Below are 23,666 nucleotides of genomic sequence, written 5' to 3' on the forward strand. Positions count from 1 at the left end.
GCCACAAACCTATTTTCTATTTTCTCATTTCTGTATCCTTCTCTACATTCGCCATCGGCAGGCTAAAGAAGAAGCTCGATCCCTGCCCCAGTTCGCTTTCGGCCCAAATTTGGCCGCCGTGCAACTCGACGATTGCTTTGGTGATGCTTAAGCCCAAGCCGGTGCCGCCGATCCGGCGGGTGTTGGTGTTATCTACGCGGTAGAAGCGCTCCCAGATGCGCGGCAGGTCGTCGGGCGCAATGCCCATGCCTTGGTCATGGATGGCGACTCTGATCCAGCGCCCAGGGGGATGTTCGGGCGGTAACTGTGTGGGCGTAGCGATAAGCATCTCTAAGGTAATCTCGCCACCCTTGGGGCTATACTTGATCGCATTGTTTAGGAGGTTGAAAATAACCTGCTTGATCTTGTCACGATCAATCGAAACGGGTGGGAGGTTGGGCGTAACATCAAGGAGCAGCCGGTGGACAACCAGTTGGGTATTGAGTTGGGTACTTAGTTCATTGACGATGCTGTTGAGCGAATTGAGCCAGCGGTTGAGCTTGAGACGGCCCGCTTCAATCCGCGAGACACTCAAGAGGTCTTCGACCAATTTGGAGAGGCGTTCCGCTTCGTCGTAGACTGTTTTGATAAACTGGATACGTTCTTCGGGTTGAAATTCGCGGCTGAGGAGCAGTTCGGTGTAGCCTAAGATGGACGTGAGCGGTGTACGCAGCTCGTGGCTGACAATCGAGACAAACTCATTCTTGAGGCGGTCGGCTTCGCCCTCACGGGTGACATCGGTCACGACCCAGAGTCGACCACTGATACGCTTCTGGCTATCGCGGGTAGGAACCGAGAGAATATGCAGGTCTTGCACGGGATTGATCAGGCGCACCCGCAGCACAAGCGTCTCGGAGGGTAGGCGTTGGCCTTTCCTACAAAACTCAGTCACAGCCAGTGGTTCAGTCAGGCGTGGCAGCATCACTTCAATCAGGTCAAGGCCGACGTGGAACGCATCGCGGCGTTGCGGTACCTTGATGCCCCAGATGCTCGTCCAGGCAGGATTGACGCGCACCACTTTGCCATTGGTATCGAGCAGAGCGAGGCCGGTGGGCAGATTATTAAAGACCTGACCAAGGTAATTGGCACTCTCAAGGGCATCTTGGTAGTGAAGGGTGCGGCTCAACGGCAGGGCAGCGCGGTCACAGAGCGCCCGCATAAAGGCTAGTTCCTGATCACCAAAGGCATTGGAGCGGCTGCTACTGAGCAGCATCACAGCAACAACCCGCTCGTGGATCACAATTGGTGCTGCGAGCCCGGCCCGTGCCCCCGTGCCCCCAGGCGCTAACTCTGGTTGCAGGGTGACATCGCGCACCAACAGGGCCCGCTTCATTCGGGCGGCCTGCCCGGCCAAGCCGTGGTCCCAACTAAAGCGCTTATGCTGCTGGGCCTCTAGGCCATGCCAAGGAGTGGCGGGCAAACCCTCGGCAGTATGCAGGAGCAACTCACCCGCACTCTGGTCAACCAGCAGCACTGCGCCAGCCTCAGCGCCAGTGGCGGCCAAAGCTTGGCGCAGCAAGAGGCTCAGCAACTCAGGCAGATTGAGCATGGTCTCAAGGCGCGCTTCAAGCTCCAGCAGATGCTGCAAGCGGGGCGGGGCCAAGGTTAGGCCGGTGGGCGTAGCACCATCGGAGGCACCAATTGGGGCTGGGGGCAGACTCTGGCCGGCTTGGGCAATCGCCACAGCCAACTGGGGCAAGAGCGCAGCCACCAGTTCGCGGCTCGTACCCTCGAGGGTACTCCTCGTTTCAGCGCGCAGTTCAAGCAGGCCCCAGAGGCGGCGATCCCAGCGAATGGGGGCACCCAAATAGGCGGCCTGCACCACTGGCAGATGCTCACCCGCCGCTGCCGGATTACTCACCGCGATTTGGCGTAGCACCAATGCCCCATCAAGCGCCACGCGGCGCGACAGGCTATCGTCCCAGGGATAGGGCCAGCCATCAGCCGAATAGAACTGCTGGCGTTCGGTCTTTGGTTGTGCGCCTTGGAGCCAACAGATCAAGCGGGCATCACGAAAATGCACCACCGGGCGCAACAGTTCAAAGAGACGCTGGATGCGCTGCTCTAGGGGCAACGTGGCATGGAGGATGCGTGTTGCCTCACCAAGCAGCGCAAGCAATTCGGTTGCGGCTACAACACTCAAGGTAACAACTCCGCACCCAGCCGACTCAATTGAACACGCTGGGTTGCAGGCAGGTCGGGATGCTCTTCAAAGCGGGCACGTTCAAAATACTGTACCAAGAGCGTGCGGCCATCTTCCACCTGCTCGTGGAGTGGCTGGCTGATGGGGTAGCCAAAGCTGGCCAAGCCGCCATTACGCTCCCAATAGGCACGGAAGGGGGCACAGAGGCTCTGGCCAGTTTCGGGGAAGAAGCGGCACCCCGGCCCAGGGCCACTCACCTTTGGGAAGGCGTGCCAACTGAAGCCACGCCGCTCAAGGTACTCAACACCTAAACGACCAGCCAGCACATCATTCGGGGGTACAAACTGGGGATGGGCTTCAAAGCGGGCACGCTCGAACCACTGAACCGTGCGCGCCTGCCCATCAGTTCCATACTCAACCTGCTCTGGGGTCAAAGGGAGGCCAAAGATCGCCAAACCACCACCCTGCTCCCAGGCACGCAAAAAGCTCCCCCGCACAACATGGCCCGTCTCGACAAAACTGCGCGCCCCGCCCGCCAATTGGCGCAGATAGACCGGCTGCTCACTGAGGGTCAAGCGTGCCTGCTGACCGCCCAGAGCCTGCTCGTTGCCATCGCGCTGAATGAGGGCAGGGGCGAAGCCGGGTCTGAGGGGCAACTCAACCGTAGGCGTGCCCCTCAGAGCCCAGAGTACATCCACACTACTCCCATCAGGCAACCCAAAGCGGTAGTGAGCCACACTGCCAGCCCGATGGGCCGCACCCAGCCCTTGGTAGTGGGCGTGCTGCAACAGGGAGACCAGCGTACCATAGGCTTGATACGCCTGCTTGGGGGTAAAATCATCATTGAGAATCGCCGCCGGGCCCCAAGGCTGCTGGCCCCCCTTAAACTTATCGCTCAACTGGAAATAGCTAACATGCTCAACGCCCGCTGCCGCCGCCAAGACAAAGGTGCGAACCATATAGTTAGCCTGCTGCGCTTCGCTCTTGGCAAACTGGGGCGCACAGGCGGCACCACAGGTACTCCAACCCACCTCTGTAATCCAGATCGGCTTACCACCGCCACGAGCATCAATCCAACGCTGCACCAACGCCAAACGCCCCGGAATCGTCACATCATAGCGTTCACGCGGATTAATCAGACTCGGCTCATCAGGCGCATGATCAATCAACCAAGGATGGATCGAAAGCGCATCGAAGCTATCCCAACCCGCGAGATCAACCACACGATCCATAAACCCAGCTTCCCCCACCGCATCAAAGACATAGACCCCTCCGCTCAACACAATTGCAGTTGGATCGGCAGCCTTAATTGCCGCATAGGTCTTTTGCAGCATCTCAGCATAGGCTTCAGGGTTCGGGCGGGGCAGCCATGTATCCTCAATATCGGGTTCATTCCAGATCTCCCAGACGGCAATCCGTGGGGAGCCAGGCGCATCGCGGTAGCCATTGCCATTATAGCGTTGCACCACCTGCCCGGCCCATGCGGCGAAGGCATCCATATCCGTAGGCTCACACCAATACTCAGGCTGATTGGTGGCACGCGCATAGGCGACACAACTCGGATCGCGGAACTGCTCTGGGGTTGTCAAGAGCATCCCAATAATCCCAATGCCCGCATCAGCGAGCATAGAGATGCGTTCATCATAGAACTGATTCGCCTCATCACGGCCCCAACAGGCCCAACAGATCTCCTCACGTGACCAACGGGCACCAATTGCCTGGGCCTGCTCCACCAGTTGGGTCGCCTCCTCATCGGAGCGTTCGCGCCCAGTAATATACATATTCAACCCAAAGAGCCCTGGGCGGCCACTTGGTTGCAGATTGGCCGCAGCAGCAGGCTGGGGCAGCAGCAGCACGAGCAGCAGGAAGATGGTAGCGATCAGGTAGCATGGCTTGGGGGGGGGGAGGTGGGACATAGGACTCCTTAATTCAATCTGACGCATTGTAGCATGGGGCTCACTTGGCGATGAGGGATGCTTCAAGGAGCGCCGCCCCAACGGGGCGGCGCTACCTTGTTCTTGCAGAATATACTGCTACAATAATGCCAATTCTTGTTGAACATGCAGCATGATCAAGCACGCGAAAACCCATTGGGACGCCCATGTTCGGCAAACCAGCTACAATCTGAAATCGTAGAAGCGATGCTTACCATTCACCTCTTCGGCCCGCCAAGGATTATGCATGGCCCGACGCCTGTGGCGCTGCCGCGTCGCCGGGTACGTGCGCTGGTCTTCTATCTGGCGGCTCAGTCTAGCCCGGTCAGCCGTGAGGCATTGTTGCAGTTGCTCTGGCCCGACCATGAGCGGACTGCCGCCCAACAGTTGCTCCGCACGACGCTCCACGCCGCCCGGCGAGCCTTGGGGGCTGCGCTCCAGGGTGATGATCTGCTCCAGATTGACCCGGATGTTGCCGTGGATTATCGCACGCTGATGCAACTTGTGGCTGCTGATGCACCCGCTGAGGCAGGTTTGGCAACAGCCCTTGCTGAAGCGCGCGGTAGCTTGCTCGCCGATTTTGCCCTGTCTGATGCCGAGCCCTTTTCCCTCTGGTTGGATAGTGAGCGTGAACATGCCCAGATGTTGCTGATTCGCGCTGCGGCGCGCCTCGCTCAGCTTGCTGCCGCTCGCCATGATTATCGTGCGGCCCAGCATGCTCTGGAACGCGCCCTGCAGCTTGATCCGCTCCAAGAGGATCTGCAACGCGAAGCTATGCGCTTCCATTATCGCGCTGGCGACCGCGTGGGGGCTATTCGGCGCTATGAGCAACTCCGTGACCTGCTTGATGCTGAGTTGGGCCTTCCGCCAATGCCTGAAACCCAAGCACTCTACGATGCGTTGATTACGGATGCGTTACCTCCGCCCTCCCCTGCGGCTCATGGGCGAACAGAAGATGAGTTCATTGACGCAGAAGAAGGCAAAGGAACGCAGAAGACGCTGTTGCCTTCCCCCCTCTCCCACCACGCGGGAGAGGGGGCAGGGGGTGAGGGCCAGCTAGGGTCTTCCAACGCTCCTTTCCTAAAGGAAGGCAAAGGAACGCAGAAGACGCTGTTGCCTTTCCCCCTCTCCCGCCACGCGGGAGAGGGGGCAGGGGGTGAGGGCCAGCTAGGGTCTTCCAACGCTCCATTCTCCATCCCCTTTGCTGGACGTAGCGCCGAATTGGCCCGCATCGAACAGGCGCTTGCCCAAGGGCAGTTGGTGCTGATTGAGGGCGAAGCGGGTATTGGGAAGACGCGGCTCGCTCGTGAGTTACTGCTACGCGCAGAGGCTACTGGGGCTTTGATCCTCGTTGGTACGGGGCGCGAGCTTGAGCAGAATTTGCCCTACCAAGGGCTGATTACGGCGCTGCGCGGTCTTGCCGCTGCGCCGACATGGCCGCCATTGCGCCAAGCTTTACCGCTTGAAGCCCTCTGGCTGCACGAGGCAGCACGCTTAGTGCCCGAGTTGGCCCCGTCTGGCCCTACGTCCACTGCAACACCCCAGGCTGAAGAGGCGCGCCTCTGGGAAGGCGTGGCGCGGCTGCTGCTTGCGCTCAGCACCAAGGCACCGCTCTACCTGTTGCTCGATGATGCCCACTGGGCTGATGCGAGTAGTCTGGGCTTGCTAGCCTACTTGCTGCGTCGTGCCCCAGGTGCCCCGTTGCACCTGCTGCTCACGGCCCGCCCCCTTGATCCGCGTGGCCCTCTGGCGACACTGGCAACCAGCCTCACCCGTGAGGGCCGCATTGAGCGTGTGGCGCTCCAGCGCCTTGCGCCTGCGGCCACCGAGAGCCTGGCGCGCAGCGTTTGCCCGCATAATCCTGCGCCGCTCGCCGCTTGGTTGCAACACAATGCTGAGGGTAACCCCTATATCATGAGTGAGTTGCTGAACTATGCGCGCGAACAGCACCTGCTCAACGCCGACGGGCAACTTCAGCTTCCTGCTGATGCGCCGCTCGTGGTACCCCATACGGTCTATAGTCTGATCGAAGCTCGGCTTGTGCGGCTCTCTGATGCAGCGCGGCGTATCCTCGATGCGGGCGTGGCGGTTGGGCGCAACTTCGCTTTCGCCTTGGTTGCCCATACTGCGGCGTGCGCCGAAGAGGTCGCCCTCGATGCGCTTGATGAACTGCAAGCCGCCCGGCTGATTGTTGCCCAACCTGATGGGTGCTACAGTTTCGATCACAGCTTAACCATGGAGGTTGCGTATCGTCAGATGGGCCAACCGCGCTACCAGGCGCTGCAGCGGCGCGTTGCCGAATCGTTGGAACGGTTGCACCACAACGATCTCGACGCGGTCGCAGGGCTGATTGCGACCCATTTGGCTGCGGGGGGGGCCCATGAGCGGGCGGCGAGTTATGCGCTGCGGGCTGGGCAGCGGGCTGCTGCGGTGGCTGCATGGGCCGAAGCGGTTGGTTTCTACCAACAGGCGCTGCGCGGCGCTCCAGCGGCGCAACGTTTTGAATTGCTGCTGGCGTTGGGTACGGCGTTGCACCAACAAGGTGCCAGCCAGCAAGCAGTCGAACGACTGCACGAAGCCTTGCAGGTAGCCCGGAGCCCCAACGAAAGCAACCGCGCTCGGCTGAGTTTAGCCAGCATGTTGGTGCCATTGGCGCGCTACGACGACGTGATCACTCTTGTGCGCGAGGTGGTAGCCAGTGGCGACGCGCCCGAACGCGCCCGTGCGCTCTTCCGCTGGGGCACGGCCCTTTCGCTCGCCGGAGTCAATTTGGCCGAAGCAGCCCTACGCCTGCGCGAAGCCCAACGCATCATTGTCAGCCTACCCACCCCCGATCCAGTTGCCCTCGCGCAGATCCAGTTTGAGTTGGGTGGTGTGGCCGCGCAGCAGGGTGACCTGCCTCGGTCCCTTGCGGCCTACCAAGAGGCGCTGCAGAGCGCCGATAGTGCCGATGATAGCAACAGCTACACCCTGGATGGAGCCCTCACCTGGCGCATTCTCGCCCGCAACAATCTTGCCTATCACCTGCACCTCACCGGCGATCTGGAGCGGGCAGAGCAGTATATCAAAGAAGGACGCGCCCTTGCAGAAGCGCAAGGGGTACTGGGTCTTTTACCCTATCTTCATTCCACAGCAGGCGAAATCGCCCTTGCACGCGGCGAAGTAGAACATGCCGAGACATGCTTCCAGCGTGGTTTGCGCCTTGCAGAGCAACTCGCCATCCCGGAGCGCATTGCGGGCCTTACGGCCAACCTGGGCCTCAGCGCCAGTGCCCGTGGTGATGCGGCACAAGCCCGTGGATTGCTTCAGAGCGCCCTCAGGCGTGCCGATGGCCTGGGCACCAACTACCTTGCCGCCCAGATACACATCTGGCTGGCCCCCCTGCTGCCCAGCAACGAAGCCAAACTCAGCCTGCAAACTGCCCGCAGCATTGCCAACCAAGGGGGCTACCGCCGCCTCTTGGAAGAGATCGAGCGCTGGGAGCATGCCTCAGCCCAGCCCCCCGGCGTGGTCTGATTCGGTTTGACAATCTGCGTTAGCCTGTGCTACCTTTATATTGCGTTCGCAAGTTTTGTGCCGGAGGGATGTTGATCCCCTCGCGCACGTACGAGGACAGTCTAATGAGCGTGATGTGGCAACATCAGCATATGCGTTGGCACGGTGCCGACCAGAGCAGCAGGCTACGGGCTAGAGGTGCCCGAACGCTTGGCTGCACGAGCGCCCTCGGTGTGGGCGCAGCGCTCAGGGCTGTCCGTGCGGTCTCTTCTGCCAGCCATATGAGGATGCTCGTGCTCTAGCCGGGGCCATACAAGCGTTACCCCCGTGCAAGAGCCTTGGTCACATGATGACATGAGGTGCTTAAAGGGGGTGCATGCCTTGGGACAGCGCGTCCTTGTACTCAATGCCAGCTACGAGCCGCTCCAACTCATTTCAGTGCGGCGTGCCGTGATTCTGCTGCTTCAGGAGAAGGCTGAGTTGATTGAAGCTGCTGAAGCGCAGTTGCGTGCCTGTGCGTTCAGTCTTGATATACCACTGGTTATTCGCCTGGTGCGCTACATCCGCATTCCCCGCCGCCTCAAGCTGCCCTGCTCGCGCCGTGGGGTCTTTGCCCGCGACCGCGAAACCTGTCAGTACTGTGGTTCTCAGCCTGGGCGTGCCTACCTGACGATGGATCATGTAGTACCACGTTCACAGGGTGGCGGCACCAGTTGGGAGAATGTCGTCACTGCGTGTCGTGACTGCAACCACCGCAAAGGCGGGCGCACCCCCGATCAGGCCAACATGATCCTGCTCTCAACCCCCCGCCAGCCCCAGTACCTCGCCTTCGCGCTGCTCGGTGAGTTGGAGCGCCACGATGTCTGGCGCAAATACACCTTTGGCTAGGCGCAACTTGGGGCTGTGTGGCGAGGCTGCCGCCGCCGCGCATCTGCGCCGCGCTGGCTGGCACATTATCGCCCGAAACTGGCGCTGCTCCGTTGGCGAAATTGACCTCATTGCCCAACGGGGTGGCCTATTGGCCTTTGTTGAAGTGCGCACACGCCGCGCCGGGATGCTCCAGGGTCCCAGCCCCGAAGAGAGCATCACCCCCACCAAGGCCCGCCGCCTCGTCACGCTTGCCTACAGCTACCTCGAAGCCGCCGCCATCCCCCCCGACTCCCTCTGGCGCATTGATCTCATCGCGGTCGAATTGGACTACAGTGGCCGCGTTGTGCGCCTCACCCAGATTGAGCATGCGGTGGAGGGAGAGACCTAGAGCTTTTCACCACAGAGGCACCGAGAACACCGAGATGGTAGAGGTTAGCATACGCACAGGTGCATGCGCTTTTAATTCCAAAACCTCTGTGCCCTCAGTGTCTCTGTGGTGCAATTCTCTGTATCGCTCTATCGCTCGCCATACTGCTTCCGATAATACTCCAAGTACTCCCCCGACTTGAGCGGTCGCCACCAGGCTTCATTGGCCACAAACCAGCGCACCGTGCGCTCCAGCGCCTCGTCGAAGCTATGGCGCGACTGCCAACCGAGGGCGCGTAGCTTGCTACAATCGAGCGCGTAGCGCCGATCATGGCCCGCCCGGTCGGTGACATGGGTGATCAGGCTGTGCGGCTTGCCGAGAATATCGAGAATCTTGCGCGCCATCACAATGTTGGTTGTCTCCACTTCGGTGCCCACATTGTAGAACTCGCCAAGCTGTCCTTTGTGCAGTACGAGATCGATGCCCTCGCAGTGATCCAACACATACTGGTAGTCGCGCATCTGCAAACCATCGCCATAGATCGGCAGCGGCAGATCATCGAGCGCATTGGTGGTAAAGAGCGGCACCGCCTTCTCAGGGTAGTGGTAGGGGCCAATGTTATTCGAGCCTCGGGTTGTCGTTACCGGCAGCCCATAGGTGATGTAGTAGGCATAGACCAGATGCTCCGCCCCGGCCTTACTCGCCGAATAGGGGCTACGCGGCTCCAACGGATCGCCCTCGCGTGAGCGTTGGGGGGGCGGAATGGCACCGTAGACCTCATCGGTAGAAATCTGATGGAAGCGCTCCAACTGCAACTCACGCGCTACCTCTAGCAGCGCCCACGTTCCATTCACATTGGTTGTGACCACCGCATCGGGCGCAAGAATCGAGCGATCCACATGCGTCTCGGCGGCAAAATTGACAATCGTGTCAATCTCGTGCGTTTGCACCACGCTACGTACCGCCGCCAGATCACAAATATCGCCCTGCACAAAGGCAAAGCGCGGCTCACCCTCCCAGCGCAGCAAATTCTCGCGCCGTCCGGCGTAGGTCAGCTTATCAAAAACCACAATGCGATAGTCGCTGTAGCGCTCAAGCATGTAGTGGACAAAGTTTGAGCCAATGAAACCGGCCCCGCCGGTGATCAAGAGGTTCCGCATGAGCCTATTCTTTCTATAGTACGGCTACGCCCCAGACTCCACTTTTTTCGTTCGTGTTGGCGGCGAAGCCGCCAACACGAACGAAAAAAAGTTGCTAACATGAAGAAGCCTTGGGTTGGTAGCCACCACGCCGCTGGCTGAGCCTGTCGAAGCCAAGCGGCGCGGCCCAGAACTTTTTCGCGCTAACAAACAGTTCTTCGGGGGAGGCGCAGCCTCCCCCAACCCCCGCCAAGGCGGGTCAGTGGGAGAACCTGGTTCTCCCATGTTCCCTCTAGCCAAGCTGATCATTCTTCGCCCGCGAGGCGAGCGCCAATTCCTCTTTGTAGCGCACCATACGCTGGAGCAGCGCAGGATCGCTGCTGGCCAAGATTTGCACCGCGAGCAACCCAGCATTACGCGCCCCACCGATGGCCACCGTAGCCACCGGCACACCGGCGGGCATCTGGACAATTGAGAGCAACGAGTCGAGACCATTGAGCGTTTTGCTCTGCACCGGCACACCAATCACCGGCAGGGGAGAACAGGCAGCAATCATGCCCGGCAGGTGGGCGGCACCACCCGCCCCAGCAATCACCACGCGCAGCCCCCGTTCATGGGCCGTGCGTCCATACTCAATCATGTCAAAGGGCGTGCGATGCGCCGAAACGACGCGCACTTCATGGGCGACTTCAAATTCATTACAAACATCAATTGCGCCCTGCATGGTTGGCAGGTCGCTATCGCTACCCATGATGATACCGATGAGTTTCATGGATTTCCCCACGTAGAACAAAGGAACAGAGGAACAAAGGAGCAGAGGAACAGAGGAACAGAGGAACAGTCTAAACTACAGGGTTTTTTCTGTTCTTCTGTTCTTCTGTTCTTCTGTTCTTCTGTTCTTCTGTTCTTCTGTTCTCCGTTCTTCTGTTCTCCGTTCTTCTGTTCACCTGTTCTCTGTTCTTCTGTTCTCATGCCTCACACCTCCACCAATGCCGCAGCGCGCAATGCAACCTCCTCGGCTTCAGCCAACCCCTGGCCCAAGGCAGTCACATGGCCCATTTTGCGCCCAAGGCGCGACTCGCGTTTGCCATAGAGGTGCAGATGGGCTCCGGGGATGGCTAAAGCGGCCCGTAGCGCATCAGGCGCAACCGGGCCGTTACGCTGGCCCAAGAGATTGACCATGACTACTGCCGGTGCCCGCAGATCGGTTGCGCCCAGCGGCCAACCCAAGATCGCCCGCAGGTGGTTCTCAAACTGCGAAGTCACACAGCCTTCAATCGTATAGTGGCCCGAATTGTGGGGGCGCGGAGCGAGTTCGTTAAAAAGAATACGCCCATCGGCCAATTCAAACAGCTCGATACCAAAGACCCCAACGCCCTCAATGGCCTCGATTGCGCTACAGGCCAGCGTCGTAGCCGCCTCAGCCGCAGCGGGCGGTAGTGTTGCAGGGGTGCGCACGATGTGGCAAATATGCTCGCGTTGAACCGTTTCCACCAGCGGGTAGGCCGCCAGCGCCCCATCACGGCCTCGCACCACCATCAATGCCAACTCGCGCACAAAGGGCACCCATGCTTCAACTAAGAGCGGACTGCCACGGGCGGCAAGGCGCTGCCACGCGGCATCAAGCTCATCAGGAGAACGTAAGGTTGCATTGCCGTAGCCATCATAGCCATTCCGCCGCGCCTTTAGCACCAGAGGCCAGCCAAATGCTGTACCAGCAGCCAAAACCTCAGCGGGCGTTGCAACTGCACGAAAAGGCGGCACCGCCAAGCCTGCTGCCGCAATCCGCTGCTTCTGGGTACACTTATCCTGCACCACGCCAACGGTAGCCGCTGTGGGAAAGACCGGCATGCCCATGTGTTCAAGCTGCGCCAGAATCTGGGCATCAACAAATTCATTTTCCAGCGTTACGAGATCGCAGCACTGGGCAAAACGGCGCAAAGCCGCCGCATCGTCCCACGGGCCCACAAACTCATGCTGGGTCAAACGCCCTGCCGGACTATCGGGGCTACGCTCGAAGATCGCCGTCTCGAGGCCAAGGCCAAGAGCAGCTTGGGTGAGCATCTGGGCGAGCTGGCCGCCGCCAAAAATACCAATCCGCAGCATAGGCGGCTATGATAGCCTGAGATGGGCCAATCTGCAACTCTCTACCCATCCAACAGCACCAACGCCCGCGCCAGCGCCTTCTGCAGCACTTGACGCTCATCGGGGTTCAAACGATCCAATTCAAGATCGAGGGGTTGCAAACGCAGACGCCCCGCACTCACGTCGAGGTAGGGATTACCTGCGCTCTCGCTGCGCAGCCCATGCAGCTCCCACACCTCCACGGGGGCGTGGATGCCCTTGAGTTGGATTGCACCCAAGGCTTCTGCCTCAACCAGATCCTCCACCAAACCATAGGTTGAAGCTGCGAGATAGATGCGATCAGGCGGCGCAGCGGCCTGCAGTCGCGCTGCAAGGTTGACGTTGCCCCCAATGATCGTATAATCCATGCGATGTTCGCTGCCAAAATTACCCACCGTACAGAAGCCGGTATTGATGCCTGCTCGCACCTGAAGGGTACGAGGAATACCCATAAGCCGCCACGTTTCGCGTAGACTAAAGAGCTTCTCTCGCATCTCAAGCGCCATGGCGACGCAGCGCCGTGCATGCTCAGCATCGCTCATGAATTCCGGGGCACCAAAGAAGACCATCATGGCATCGCCGATGAACTTGTCAATTGTACCACCATGCTTCAGCGCAAGCTCCGACATCTGCGTGAGGTAACTGTTCAACACAGTTGAGAGCAATTCCGGCTCGATGCTATCGGTCAGATCAGAGAAGCCCACCATATCCGAAAAATAGATGGTCAGCTTGGTACGATCATGGCTGCGCGTCCCCGTTGTGGCGCTGCCCCCCACCAGCGCCGCGTAGAGCTGAGGCGAGAGGTATTTGCTCATCTTATCGCGTAACTCCGCCATGCGCCGGTTCTGAAGCATGAGTTCATTCTCCAGCACGGTGCCGTGTTCCAGCGTATGGTCGTAGAGGAGCTGGAGATCGGCAAATTCCGCTTCGAGTTCAGCCAAGCGGGTGGTAAGTTGAGCCTTGGTGGGCATAGGATGACCTTAGGGGCTGTCTGAAAAGTCTATGGTTTGGCATTGGAGTGCCGGCTTTAGCCGGCTAAAGCCGGTACTCCAGTATGTGCCCCCGGCTTTTCAGACGGCTTCTTAGGGAAGGAAACAGGAAAGAGTGCTTCCCGTCCTCTGCTACAGAATTTCAATAACCACCTTAGGCCAAAGTTTCTGCAAGTTGGCGAGTGATTTCTGCTGCCAATAAATTTCTTGGTTGCCCATCACCCGCAGCGGGACGCGATCCTGTTTCCGACCGCTGATCACAAACTTGCTAATCATGCTGATGCCAGAACTGTTGAGGAACTGGAGTTGTCGAAAGTCAAGAGTTAGCTGGCCCGTCGTGTTGGCCTCACTATGGGCTGTCTGCAGTAGTTCGGTAATCGGAGCATACTCATCACTGCTCTGCAGACGCACCGTGCCGCGAAAGGCCACGGTATGGCTGCTTGGCTCGTACTCAATTGTGTACTCTTCGCCCTGAATGTGTGCAATAGTCATACGGCTTACAACTCCTTCAATGCAACATGGGCTTGAACGCCCACCGTGATACTTTCGCTTGTGAGTGGGCTAAAGCGAAAACCAAAACGAATGCCATAATCCTTCATCAGTGTCAGATAGCCCAAGCCTGACCCCGAGGCATTACTTTCGGCTGAGGCTTCGAGCCGTTGGAAGTAGAGTTCATCGAGATCGCTAGTGAGCAACTCTTCGATCAGAGTTGCAAAGGGTGCTTGGGCCGCTGGTACGATCTGATTGGTTAGTTCAAAGACCATGCCTTCTGCTTGTATCCATGCCGCGTAATTGATGCGTTGGAAAGGCCCACCACTGAATTTAGCGCAATTTTCAAAAAGCTCATTGAGCAGATAGGAGAGCAGATGTTCCATCGCTTCGCGGCGCAAGTGCCCTGGAGCAGGCGGTGTTGGCACCCACAAGGCCATGTAGCGCGACCAAAAGTTGGAACTGAGACTACAACGCCGCCAGAATTGTACCAAATGGTGCGCATCCAAGCTCATGCTGTAGTGCCCTAAGCTTGGCACTGCCTCAAGTTCTTCCCAGTAACCATAGGTGACCACTGTGTTTGTCATGCTCTATTCCTCTATCGTTGCTTCACTACCAATAACGAGAGATCATCATAAATCGTCCCATTATTGATGAAAGCATAGACATCAGTGGTTAAATGGTTGACAATCTCGGTCGCACTCAAGCGGTAGTAGTTGCGCAGCCCATTGGTGATCCCCTCGACCCCAAACTGCTGACGGGCTTGGTTTTCTGCTTCGGTAATGCCATCGGTATAGAGCAGCAGCACATCGCCCGAAGCCAACTGGAGGCGCTTCGTACTCACAAATTCGGTAATATCCTCTTCCAGCCCCATGGGCAAGCCGAGGTCAAGCGTGTCAACAATTTCGATTGTTCCATTAGCACGGCAGACAATCACCGATTCATGTTGGCCCACCAGTGTCAACTCGCGCTCGCGGTAATGAATGACCGCCAGGGTCATGTTTTTGTCCTCTTGGATACGCACGATGTTGTGGTAGAGGACACGATTGAGCACCTGTGCGATACGCTCCATGTCGCGCTCCCCACTCTGCGACAGCGTCAGATAAGCGGTCTGTGCCATAAGCATGATGATCCCAGCAGGCAAGCCATGGCCGGTCACGTCACCGATGCCCAAGAAGATCGAATCGTCAATCTGAAGTACATCGTAGTAATCACCGCCCACCTCGTCGGCGGGGCGCATATAGCAGGCAATGTCTAGCTCTTGGATCGCCTGAATCTCCTGTGTAGGTGGCAGTACCATCATTTGCAGCCGTCGTGCCACGTCCAATTCGGCCCCCAGGCGCAGATTCTCGTCACGGAGTTGTTCATTCAGGCGCGTGATCTCTTGGTTGGCCTGACGCAACTCAGCGGTGCGCGCCACTACCATCTGCTCCAAGTTGTTGGTGTAGTCGCGGATTTCGCGCGTCATCGCGTTAAAGACCTGGCCCAGTTGCCCAATCTCATCTTTGCTATCGAGTTTCACCTCGGTATCGTACTGCTTGGCCGAAATGCGCTCGGCGGCGGTAGCCAACACACGTAGGTCGCTCGTCGCCACCCGCGAAAAACGGATGGATACCATGGTCACCACCAAAAGCGAAGCGAACACAATGCCAAACGACAAGATACTGATCCGCACTCGCTCGGCATTGACCGCCGCGTCGGTCTGGGTCAGCACCTCAAAGACCTCCGCTTCAGGCACAGCCAACACAATCCGCCAGTGGTCGGGGTTGTAGTTGCCATCAGCGAGGGCTGGTAGGCTGGCGAAGGCGATCAACTCGCGGCTGGGGGGCCCACCTTCGCGGGCCAAATCAATCGTTAGCAGCCCATCGTTACTCTGGGTAAGCTGTTGGGCCAAGGCATGTACCGCAGGGTTGGCCGATTTGGCCAATTCGCCCCGGTAGTAGATCAGGCTACCCTCGCCAATCTCTTGCAGATCAAGCTCAAAGAGTTCAAAGCCAAGTTGCGGCATCGCTACCACTTCACCCTGACCATTCACCAGAAACGCGAAGCCAGTGCGTGCCACCTGAAACGAAAGAATATTTGCAATGATCGCATCAAGCCGAATATCAGCCCCCACCGCCCCCGCAAAACGGTTGGTCTCCTTGTTCCACAACGGATAGAAGAGCGTCATCACCTGCCCATGGCCCGCTGCATCGGCATAGGGGCCAAGGATGGTAATCGGGCTCGGCACTGCGGCCTGGAGCGCCGGATCGTTGTACCACTGCGCCCACCCCTGCACGGCGCCAGGGAAGTAGTCTTGCCAAAAATCGAGATCGAGCTGTTCACCTACCGCATCAATCAGGCGCACATTAGGAAAGCCTCGTGTAAAGGGTGCAGCCTCATCACCCACAAAATAGACAAAATTGTTGTTAGAATTGGCCTGATAGATCGCCTCCATGCTCAAGTTGAGCAGCGCCGAAACCTGGAGCAACTCACGCACATAAGCATCATCAACGAGGCTTGGCGGTACAAAGATCTCAAACCGTTCAGCCGCACCCCCCGTTAACGCACCGCGTTCTGCTTGCACCTGGGTTGTAAAGAGCGCCAGATTGAATAACTCTGGGTTGTCACGCAGCGCCGGGTAGTGATCAACCATCTGTTGCGCTGTCTGGCCCAAGACGGCCAGGTTCGCCTGTGCCGCCTCAAGTTGCAGCCAGGTTGAAGCCGCCTTCTCATCGGCGTAGTTCCGCAAAAACTCCTCGGCGCTCTGCTCGGCACCCGCCGTATTCTGTTGCAGCGCAAAATCGGTAATTCGCTGAAAATTGCCCATCAAAAAGACAAATTGGACAATCGTGGTAAGGAAGACGGCTAAGAGCACAAAGATCAGCAATTTTTGCTGAAAACGTGCGCCACTCAGGCGTTGAACAAGCGAAGCCATAGGTATAGTTTCCTACTCAGCACGATGTGCCAGCGGCTTCTGCCCTGAGCAGACCATCGTCGTCCATGTTGTATAGCCATTGGGACGTTCAATGGTACGCAAATGGGCCGCATAGCCCGCAAGCAATTGATCACGCTCTTGATCGTTGAGTTTGAGGCTACTGCCGACACTAAAGGTGGCAAAGTTGCGCCACTGTTCAACCATGGCCGCAAAGTCTTCACGCGGGGTATTGCTCGTATCTACCACCAATTGGTCAACCCGGATAGCCTCAAGGCGGGCATCATTGAGCATGCCATAGAGCTTACGTCCATTGCGTAGATCAATCCCCAGTTCGGCAGCAAGGGCCGCAGTGCGCTCGTAGGTGTGACGAATGGCCGCCTCTTCAGGATGGGCCACTATCAGATCATAATCTTCGCCGGTAACATAGATGCGCCCACCGGGGCGTGTAATGCGCATCAGTTCCCGTAAAATCTGCTCAGGACGCGAGAAGATCTGCAAACTCAGGCGACAACTGACAAAATCAAAGCTATGATCATCAAGCATCAATGCGGTCGCATCACCCCGCTGAAATTCGCTATTATGCACCCCAAATTCAGCCTGAAGTGTGCGCGCATAGCTCACTGCCGCCTCAGAGTGATCCACGCCCACTACAAAGCTGGGCTTCAATTCACGGGCAATCAGCAACGGCACATCACCACAGCCGCAGCAGATGTCAGCCACACGCATGCCCCGCTTGAGGCCGTGGTGCTGCATGAGGGCGCGTTCGTGTGGCCAGAGCACCCGTGTTTGGTTACGCAACAACGGAATAAAGGCTGTATCCTCAATCAGTTGTTGGCTCTCATAAAAATTGTGATCATACACCGAAAACTCAACCCGTTCCCACAGGTTGCTCAAATTCGGTAGCAGCTTGACACTCCACGCCAGCACACCCGACGCAACCACCTTGAGCAGTTGCAAGCTGTTGCGCCCGCGTGCAAAGGCTACAAACAATGAAAGGGTACGCATCCCCTCGGCATTGATATAGCGCAGACGGCGAAAACTGAGGCGTAGGGTGCCCTGCACCGCATCGTGAATCGTGGTAAGGTAAGCAAAAACGTTTGCGACCTCATCATCGCCAGCGAGACGGAAGATACCATCAAAGTTAATCTGTTGATCAAGGGGATCATAGTTCAGCGTATAGGTTTGGCCAGCGTATTTCATCCTGTAATCTCTCTTGTAGGTAGGCTCACCCGCACGCAGATGCGCTTGGTCTGAGGATCGAGCCGAGCCGCAATACGTGCCGAGAAATCATGCACCAGCATTGCCAAGCCAAACTGGTTGAAAGCCACCGCTGGTCGTTCTGTAGCAGTGAGCAGCGCAAAATAGTGTGCCTCTTGCAGCGAATCGGCCAGTTCCGCAAGAAATGCCATGTAGAGATCAACCAACTCTGCCTCTACCCTATGCTCAAGCTCCAACTCAAGCGTCTCGGGCAGTTGAAAACAGCGAATAAAGAGTTCGCTCTGTGCAGGTGCCAGTAACGCAATCGCCTCAAGAAACTCATTCGTCACCGTCGAGATGAGATTCTCGGCCCATTCGCGTTGTGGAAACTGATACGCCACATATTCGGCCACATAGTTTGCCAGCAGATTACAGCGCCCCCACTGGCGTTGCAAATCGAGCGTTGGCAGTGCAATCGCAAAACTAAAGGCCGACGCAGGATCAACGTGTGCAAAGACCCCAATTTCCATGTGGCCCCCTAAGGCTGATGCCCCAAAGCCATGATGCTCCGCTTGCAGACAATAACGGTTACGCACTGGCTTTTAGCCATTGAGGTAAACCTTCCAGCGGTGGGTTCGGGGCGGCTTCGCGGTGGCTTCGACAGGCTGGCTTCGACATGCTGGCTTCGCGGTGGCTTCGACAGGCTGGCTTCGACAGGCTGGCTTCGACAGGCTGGCTTCGACAGGCTCAGCCACCGAGCCACCGCAATGCTGGCTCAGTAGTGCAGAAAATCAATAACTATGCTGCGACCAGAATGTGCGCTGATGCTCAACCGCAGCACGCTCAATCGTACTTGAGGGCAGTAGGTTGAGGCGCACGATGATCTGACCAAGGCTCAGACGCTGGCCCTGGAGGTCGAGTTGCAGTTGTTCGGCCAGGACCAATTCGAGTTGCTGCGGGGTAATCAGCCCCTGCTCAACAAGGTATTCGCCCAAGACTTGGGGGGCAACCCGTAGGCTGCTGCGTTCTTGCTGTTGGCTAATGAGCGCCTGAGCCAAGACGACGGGGGCGATTTTGCGCTTGCGCAGCAGCAATTGGCCAAGCCGCCGATCGGTGGTGATGGGCATGCCGTTGTTTTGGGTGCGTAATACTTCACGCAACTCTTCACTGCTGATCGCCCCCATATCTACGAGAATCTGACCGAGCAGACGAGCACGTTTCTGCTCGGTAAAATGGGATGTCTTCACATCGGTAAGCAGACGCATGGTATGGATCTCGTTCAATCGCGTTTGGGCGAGGGTATTATTGGGTTCAACTGCGAGAACGGCCTCAAGCCAACGTTCACGAATCTCCACATTCTCGGGGGCTAACACCGCCGCCCGTTGTAGGCAGTCGCGGCGTTGACGTGGATCGCTAACCAAACGGCTCATCGAAAGCCACGCATCAAGGCATTGGTGGCCTTCAAGTAGATGGGCACGCAGTGTTGCCAGATCGTTGCGATCCTGTGCCACCGTTGTGCATGGAAAGGAACACTGCTTCATACGGTTGACTCCTTGGCGAGACCCGTCCAGAACGCTGAGGGCCTGTCTCGCTCACATAAAGATAGTCTTTTATTATACAACGATAGGCAAGAGAAGAATCTCCCATGTGCTTGTCAATCTTCCATGTGGCACATTTGGCGCAAACAATAACGTGCCCTACCTTCACGCATGCGTGCCTTTAGGCGCGGAAGCCCACCAGCTTTAGCGGTGGGAGGAAGCGCCCCGCTTTAGCGGCTTTATCCCACGGCTTGCACACGCCGCCAATATGTGCTATACTTCATACTATATGAAACTTATCGCGCAAATCCGGCTGAACCCAACCCCTGAGCAGCACGCGGCCCTGCTGGCAACGCTGGCAGAAGCGAACGCCGCGTGTGATGCGATCAGCTTGATTGCGTGGCAAGCATGTGAGTTTCGCCGTATCCCCCTTCAGAAGATCTCGTACCATCAGGTCAAGGACTCGTTTCAGCTTGGGGCGCAAGTACTCATTCGCTGTATTGCGAAAGTGGCTGACGCCTACAAGTTGGATCGCAAGGTGCAGCGCACCTTCCGCCCGCACGGTGCTATCGCCTTTGATGACCGCAATCTGTCCTGGTACACCGACAAGGGTGCGGTGTCGATCTGGACGCTCGAAGGGCGACAGCACATCTCCTACAGTCTGGGCGAGCATCAGCGCAAACTGCTGGCCCACCGCAAAGGCGAAAGCGACCTTGTGTACCACAAGGGCGTGTTTTACCTGCTGTCCGTCTGCGACGTACCAGAGCCGGATGAGCAGCAGATGGACGGGGTATTGGGAGTCGATCTAGGCATCGTCAACCTAGCGACCGATAGCGACGGCGAGTCGTACTCTGGCCAGCAGATAGACCGCAAACGGGAGTGGTACGCCCGTCGCCGGGCGGCACTGCAAGCAGTTGGGACGAAGTCGGCCAAACGGCGGCTGCGCCAGTTGTCGGGTCGGCAGCGCCAGTTCCAGAAGGACACGAACCACCGCATCAGCAAGCGGCTTGTTGCCAAGGCCGAACGCACGAAGCGGGCGATAGGGGTTGAAGAATTGACCCACATTCGCCAGCGGACGAGGGCTAGAGGGCCAGTGCAACGAGCGCGACACCGCAATTGGGCCTTCGCTCAGGTGCGGCAGTTCATCAGCTACAAGGCGCGACGGGTAGGGGTGCCAGTTGCGGCGGTTGACCCGCGCAACACCAGCCGCACCTGTTCGGTATGCGGGCACTGCGAGAAAGCCAATCGCCGTTCGCAAGCTGAGTTCTGTTGTGTCGTGTGTGGGCATCAGGCTCCTGCCGATGTCAACGCCGCGATCAATATTAGCCATCGGGCCGCCTGTCAGACGGCCTATGGTGTCCAGCCTTCGGGCTGAGGCACAAGCCCAAGACCTTTAGGCTTGGGTGTCTGACATGTATGCTACGCTACTTGTGGTCATGAGGGTATATGATGAGAACATGAACGATGCCCAACGAACTTGTTGCCACGGTGGCTCTCCGTGCTAGCTTAGGGCCACATAGACCTGCTGTACTCTCCTATCGCGTGCCGCAGCATCTGTGCGCCCAACTCCGCCCTGGTCAGTTGGTCTGGGTGCCGCTGCGTCGTAGCCGCGTGCAGGGGGTGGTGTTGCAGCTTGAGCCAGCCGATGCGCTCGCGGGGGCGCTGCGTGAACTGGATGATCTGGCCGATCATGAGCTTAGCCTTACTCCGGCGGGGCTGAAGTTGGCCCCGTGGCTGGCCACCACCTACCACGCGCCGCTCTATGATGCGCTGGCGTTGCTGCTGCCGCCCGGGGTGGCCCAGGAATCTGAACCAACGTGGAGGGCTACCCCCACAGGTTTGGCCGCAGAACTGGGTGCCCTGCCTGAACGCGAACGGTCTGTACTCTACTATTTGCGTCTGCATGGTGAACAGGGGGAGCGGGCTTTGCGCCGGGTGTTGCGTGGGGCCGATGCGGAGTTGCGCGCTACCTATGCGGCCCTCGCCGAGCGCGGCTTTGTGGCCCGTGGGACCAAAGCTTCACGCCCGGCTGTGCGCCCGCGCATGGTGCGCTGCGCCCGCCTCGCCATTTCCACCGCTGAACTTGAAGCCGCCCTCGAATCCTTGTCCCGCGCCCCGCGCCAAGCCGCCGTGCTGCGCTGGTTGGCTCAACAGAGCACCGCCGTGCCGTTGAGCAGCATCACCGCCGCGACCCAAGCCAGTAGCACCACCCTGCGCGAGTTGGAACGGCGTGGCTTGGTGCAGCTTGAAAGCCAAGAGCAGCGTCGCGATCCTTTGGCCAATACTCCGACTAGCTCCGACCAGCCCCCCATGCTTACCGCCGACCAGCAAAGAGCCTATACGACCATTGTGGCTGTATTGGAACATAGGAGACAGGAAAGAGATTCTCGTGGCCTTGCACGAGAAGACCAACGTCAGCAGTATGGCGACGCCAAAAACTGCGGTGCCTGCGCCCCTCTCCCGCCACGCGGGAGAGGCGGCGCCATGCCCTTCGACAAGCTCAGGGACCGCTTGCCGAAGGGGGTAGGGGGTGAGGGCCATCTAGAGCTTCCCAATGACCTGTCCACAATGCGCGATCAGGTGGGTGCAGATGTTCCATCCGCAACCTTCCTGCTCCACGGTGTCACTGGCAGCGGTAAAACCGAAGTCTACCTGCGGGTGATTGCGCGGGCGTTACGTTTGGGCCGTCAGGCGTTGGTCTTGGTGCCTGAGATTGCCCTGACGGCTCAGTTGGTGCGCCGTTTTGCCGCCCGTTTTCCTGGCCAGCTTGCGGTGCTGCACAGTGCCTTGGGCTTGGGGGAACGCTATGATGAATGGCGACGCCTGCGCCGTGGTGAAGCCCGGGTGGCCATCGGCTCGCGCTCGGCAGTCTTTGCGCCCCTGCCCGATCTTGGGCTGATTGTGGTAGACGAAGAGCATGAGTTGAGCTATAAGCATGACAGTAGTCCGCGTTACCACGCCCGCGATGTGGCGCTCCAGTTGGCGGCCTTGACTGGCAGTGTGACCATTTTGGGCAGTGCGACGCCTGCGGTCGAGAGTTTCCAACGGGCGCAGCAGGGCGATTATCAGTTGCTGACCTTGCATGAACGTGTGGGGGGCAGCATCGGAGTTGATGGGCTGCCCCGTTCGCAAGCCTTGCCGCTGCCCCGTGTGCGGATTGTAGATATGCGCCACGAGTTGCAGGAAGGCAACCGTTCGATCTTCAGCCAAGCCCTGCAACAGGCGCTGCGTACTAGTTTAGAGCGCAATGAGCAGAGTATTCTTTTCCTCAACCGGCGTGGTGCCGCCTCGTTCATCCTCTGCCGCGATTGTGGCCATATCATCGGGTGCGAGAACTGTTCCAGTGCCATGACCGTTCACTATGATGAGCATGATCATGAGCAGACCCAGGCAGCGAGTAGCACCCTGATCTGCCACTCCTGTGCTGCGCGTGCGCCCATGCCCTACATCTGCCCCGCATGCCTGAGTCGGCGCATCCGCAGCTTTGGGATTGGCACCCAGCGTGTGGTAGAAGAGGTGACCGCCCTGCTACCCAACGCGCGTGTCTTGCGTTGGGATCGTGACAGTTCAGGTGGCAAAGGAGCCCACGAGCGCATGTTGGATGCAATGCTGCATGGCGAGGTTGACATCCTCGTCGGCACCCAGATGATCGCCAAAGGGCTCGATCTGCCCCTCGTCGGCTTGGTGGGGGTTGTCGCTGCCGACACCGGCTTGCACCTGCCCGACTTTCGTAGCGGCGAACGGGCCTTTCAGTTACTAACCCAAGTGGCGGGGCGGGCAGGCAGGCGCAGCGCGGAGGGCCAGGTGATCATCCAGAGCTACGACCCGGAGCACTATGCGTTGCGGGCAGCCCAAGAACACGACTATGCCGCCTTCTTCAGCCAAGAGATCGCCTTCCGGCGCGAGACGGGCTATCCGCCCTTTAGTCGTCTTGTGCGCTTCATCCATGCCGCGAGCGACGCAGCACGGGCCCAGCGTGAAGCAGAACATCTCGCCGCGCAGCTTGAACGATCCATTAAACAACGCAAACTCAACGGCTGGGGCATCGTCGGCCCGGCCCCCGCCTGCATCCAACGCAGCCGTGGGCGCTGGCGCTGGCACCTCATCCTGCGCGTACCGAGCCACGCCCAAGAAGCAGCCTTGCACAACCTGCTTGATGACCTGCTTCCGGCCCCCGGATGGATCGTTGATGTAGACCCGGTGCATGTCTTGTAAGCGGCTGCGCCTTCCAATTCCAAACCCCGTTTATTGTTCCGTGTTGGCGGCGAAGCCGCCAACACGGAACAATAAACGGGGTTTGGGGCTACGCCCCACATGAATGCGCGGTGGGGCATGGGCGACAGCCCATGCCCCACCGCGCATTTTATGATAGAATAACGCTGCACATGTCTTCCGCCCCAAAGCAAGAGATTAGACCCCCATCAT

General features: G+C 58.6%; 17 protein-coding genes. 5 read left to right on the forward strand and 12 right to left on the reverse strand.

From position 1 onward, the window contains the following. Positions 1-16: 16 nt before the first annotated feature. Positions 17-2,182: an ATP-binding protein gene (locus tag CJ255_RS10925; RefSeq protein ID WP_097644135.1), complete on the reverse strand. Its 2,166-nt coding sequence runs from the start codon at positions 2,180-2,182 to the stop codon at positions 17-19. Further along, positions 2,179-4,098, reverse strand: coding sequence for a glycoside hydrolase 5 family protein (locus tag CJ255_RS10930; protein ID WP_097644136.1), 1,920 nt, complete (start codon positions 4,096-4,098; stop codon positions 2,179-2,181). The genes CJ255_RS10925 and CJ255_RS10930 overlap by 4 nt, the downstream gene beginning before the upstream one ends. Positions 4,099-4,323: 225 nt before the next feature. Between CJ255_RS10930 and CJ255_RS10935 the strand changes: the two genes are divergently transcribed. From CJ255_RS10935 to CJ255_RS10945, 3 genes are all read left to right on the forward strand, one after another. Beyond that, a complete protein-coding gene (locus CJ255_RS10935) occupies positions 4,324-7,632 on the forward strand; it encodes an ATP-binding protein (RefSeq protein ID WP_217352434.1) in 3,309 nt (1,102 codons plus the stop codon). 333 nt (positions 7,633-7,965) lie between these two features. Continuing rightward, a complete protein-coding gene (locus CJ255_RS10940; protein WP_245863327.1) occupies positions 7,966-8,499 on the forward strand; it encodes an HNH endonuclease in 534 nt (177 codons plus the stop codon). Then, entirely contained in the window at positions 8,471-8,869 is a 399-nt protein-coding gene (locus CJ255_RS10945; protein WP_097644138.1) for a YraN family protein, read from the forward strand. Before CJ255_RS10940 ends, CJ255_RS10945 begins: the two co-directional genes overlap by 29 nt. Before the next feature lie 128 nt (positions 8,870-8,997). On the opposite strand, the gene rfbB is transcribed toward CJ255_RS10945, so the two are convergent. The 10 genes from rfbB to CJ255_RS11000 form a co-directional block, all read right to left on the reverse strand. After that, on the reverse strand, positions 8,998-10,008 hold the full coding sequence (gene rfbB / locus CJ255_RS10950; protein WP_097644139.1) for a dTDP-glucose 4,6-dehydratase: 1,011 nt from the start codon (positions 10,006-10,008) through the stop codon (positions 8,998-9,000). Positions 10,009-10,279: 271 nt separating this feature from the next. After that, complete coding sequence (purE, locus tag CJ255_RS10955; protein ID WP_097644140.1) at positions 10,280-10,759, reverse strand: 5-(carboxyamino)imidazole ribonucleotide mutase; 480 nt, start codon at positions 10,757-10,759, stop codon at positions 10,280-10,282. Between the two features lie 203 nt (positions 10,760-10,962). Next, positions 10,963-12,093 (reverse strand): 5-(carboxyamino)imidazole ribonucleotide synthase, encoded by a 1,131-nt coding sequence (locus CJ255_RS10960; protein WP_097644141.1) that lies wholly within the window; start codon positions 12,091-12,093, stop codon positions 10,963-10,965. A 41-nt stretch (positions 12,094-12,134) separates the two neighbouring features. Continuing rightward, on the reverse strand, positions 12,135-13,082 hold the full coding sequence (locus CJ255_RS10965; RefSeq protein WP_097644142.1) for an adenylate/guanylate cyclase domain-containing protein: 948 nt from the start codon (positions 13,080-13,082) through the stop codon (positions 12,135-12,137). 150 nt (positions 13,083-13,232) lie between these two features. Next, on the reverse strand, positions 13,233-13,592 hold the full coding sequence (locus tag CJ255_RS10970; protein WP_097644143.1) for a slr1659 superfamily regulator: 360 nt from the start codon (positions 13,590-13,592) through the stop codon (positions 13,233-13,235). Positions 13,593-13,597: 5 nt separating this feature from the next. Further along, positions 13,598-14,176 (reverse strand): slr1658 superfamily regulator, encoded by a 579-nt coding sequence (locus CJ255_RS10975; RefSeq protein ID WP_097644144.1) that lies wholly within the window; start codon positions 14,174-14,176, stop codon positions 13,598-13,600. Positions 14,177-14,187: 11 nt separating this feature from the next. Then, on the reverse strand, positions 14,188-16,506 hold the full coding sequence (locus tag CJ255_RS10980; protein ID WP_097644145.1) for a SpoIIE family protein phosphatase: 2,319 nt from the start codon (positions 16,504-16,506) through the stop codon (positions 14,188-14,190). A 12-nt stretch (positions 16,507-16,518) separates the two neighbouring features. Beyond that, positions 16,519-17,706 carry a methyltransferase domain-containing protein gene (locus CJ255_RS10985; protein WP_097644146.1) on the reverse strand — a complete coding sequence of 396 codons (1,188 nt, stop codon included), beginning with the start codon at positions 17,704-17,706 and terminating at the stop codon, positions 16,519-16,521. Further along, positions 17,703-18,299 carry a hypothetical protein gene (locus CJ255_RS10990; RefSeq protein WP_165774667.1) on the reverse strand — a complete coding sequence of 199 codons (597 nt, stop codon included), beginning with the start codon at positions 18,297-18,299 and terminating at the stop codon, positions 17,703-17,705. The genes CJ255_RS10985 and CJ255_RS10990 overlap by 4 nt, the downstream gene beginning before the upstream one ends. 195 nt (positions 18,300-18,494) lie before the next feature. Next, a complete protein-coding gene (locus CJ255_RS11000) occupies positions 18,495-19,244 on the reverse strand; it encodes a hypothetical protein (RefSeq protein ID WP_097644149.1) in 750 nt (249 codons plus the stop codon). Positions 19,245-19,530: 286 nt separating this feature from the next. Here CJ255_RS11000 and CJ255_RS11005 point away from each other — a divergent pair, with 286 nt between their 5' ends. Then, a complete protein-coding gene (locus CJ255_RS11005; protein WP_097644150.1) occupies positions 19,531-20,616 on the forward strand; it encodes an RNA-guided endonuclease InsQ/TnpB family protein in 1,086 nt (361 codons plus the stop codon). An 89-nt stretch (positions 20,617-20,705) separates the two neighbouring features. After that, the gene (gene priA, locus CJ255_RS11010) at positions 20,706-23,456 is read left to right on the forward strand and encodes a replication restart helicase PriA (RefSeq protein ID WP_165774668.1); all 2,751 of its coding nucleotides are present in this window, start codon (positions 20,706-20,708) and stop codon (positions 23,454-23,456) included. Positions 23,457-23,666: the final 210 nt, after the last annotated feature.

Origin of the sequence: Candidatus Viridilinea mediisalina (assembly GCF_002532535.1) — a bacterium.
Lineage (GTDB): Bacteria > Chloroflexota > Chloroflexia > Chloroflexales > Chloroflexaceae > Viridilinea > Viridilinea mediisalina.

What these genes read in the sequence shown, in the direction of transcription:
- CJ255_RS10930 (WP_097644136.1), bottom strand. Translation starts at nt 4,098, where the DNA reads ATGTCCCACCTCCCCCCCCCCAAGCCATGCTACCTGATCGCTACCATC.
- CJ255_RS10935 (WP_217352434.1), top strand. Translation starts at nt 4,324, where the DNA reads ATGCTTACCATTCACCTCTTCGGCCCGCCAAGGATTATGCATGGCCCG.
- CJ255_RS10940 (WP_245863327.1), top strand. Translation starts at nt 7,966, where the DNA reads ATGAGGTGCTTAAAGGGGGTGCATGCCTTGGGACAGCGCGTCCTTGTA.
- CJ255_RS10945 (WP_097644138.1), top strand. Translation starts at nt 8,471, where the DNA reads ATGTCTGGCGCAAATACACCTTTGGCTAGGCGCAACTTGGGGCTGTGT.
- rfbB (WP_097644139.1), bottom strand. Translation starts at nt 10,008, where the DNA reads ATGCGGAACCTCTTGATCACCGGCGGGGCCGGTTTCATTGGCTCAAAC.
- purE (WP_097644140.1), bottom strand. Translation starts at nt 10,759, where the DNA reads ATGAAACTCATCGGTATCATCATGGGTAGCGATAGCGACCTGCCAACC.
- CJ255_RS10960 (WP_097644141.1), bottom strand. Translation starts at nt 12,093, where the DNA reads ATGCTGCGGATTGGTATTTTTGGCGGCGGCCAGCTCGCCCAGATGCTC.
- CJ255_RS10965 (WP_097644142.1), bottom strand. Translation starts at nt 13,082, where the DNA reads ATGCCCACCAAGGCTCAACTTACCACCCGCTTGGCTGAACTCGAAGCG.
- CJ255_RS10970 (WP_097644143.1), bottom strand. Translation starts at nt 13,592, where the DNA reads ATGACTATTGCACACATTCAGGGCGAAGAGTACACAATTGAGTACGAG.
- CJ255_RS10975 (WP_097644144.1), bottom strand. Translation starts at nt 14,176, where the DNA reads ATGACAAACACAGTGGTCACCTATGGTTACTGGGAAGAACTTGAGGCA.
- CJ255_RS10980 (WP_097644145.1), bottom strand. Translation starts at nt 16,506, where the DNA reads ATGGCTTCGCTTGTTCAACGCCTGAGTGGCGCACGTTTTCAGCAAAAA.
- CJ255_RS10985 (WP_097644146.1), bottom strand. Translation starts at nt 17,706, where the DNA reads ATGAAATACGCTGGCCAAACCTATACGCTGAACTATGATCCCCTTGAT.
- CJ255_RS11000 (WP_097644149.1), bottom strand. Translation starts at nt 19,244, where the DNA reads ATGAAGCAGTGTTCCTTTCCATGCACAACGGTGGCACAGGATCGCAAC.
- CJ255_RS11005 (WP_097644150.1), top strand. Translation starts at nt 19,531, where the DNA reads ATGAAACTTATCGCGCAAATCCGGCTGAACCCAACCCCTGAGCAGCAC.
- priA (WP_165774668.1), top strand. Translation starts at nt 20,706, where the DNA reads ATGCCCAACGAACTTGTTGCCACGGTGGCTCTCCGTGCTAGCTTAGGG.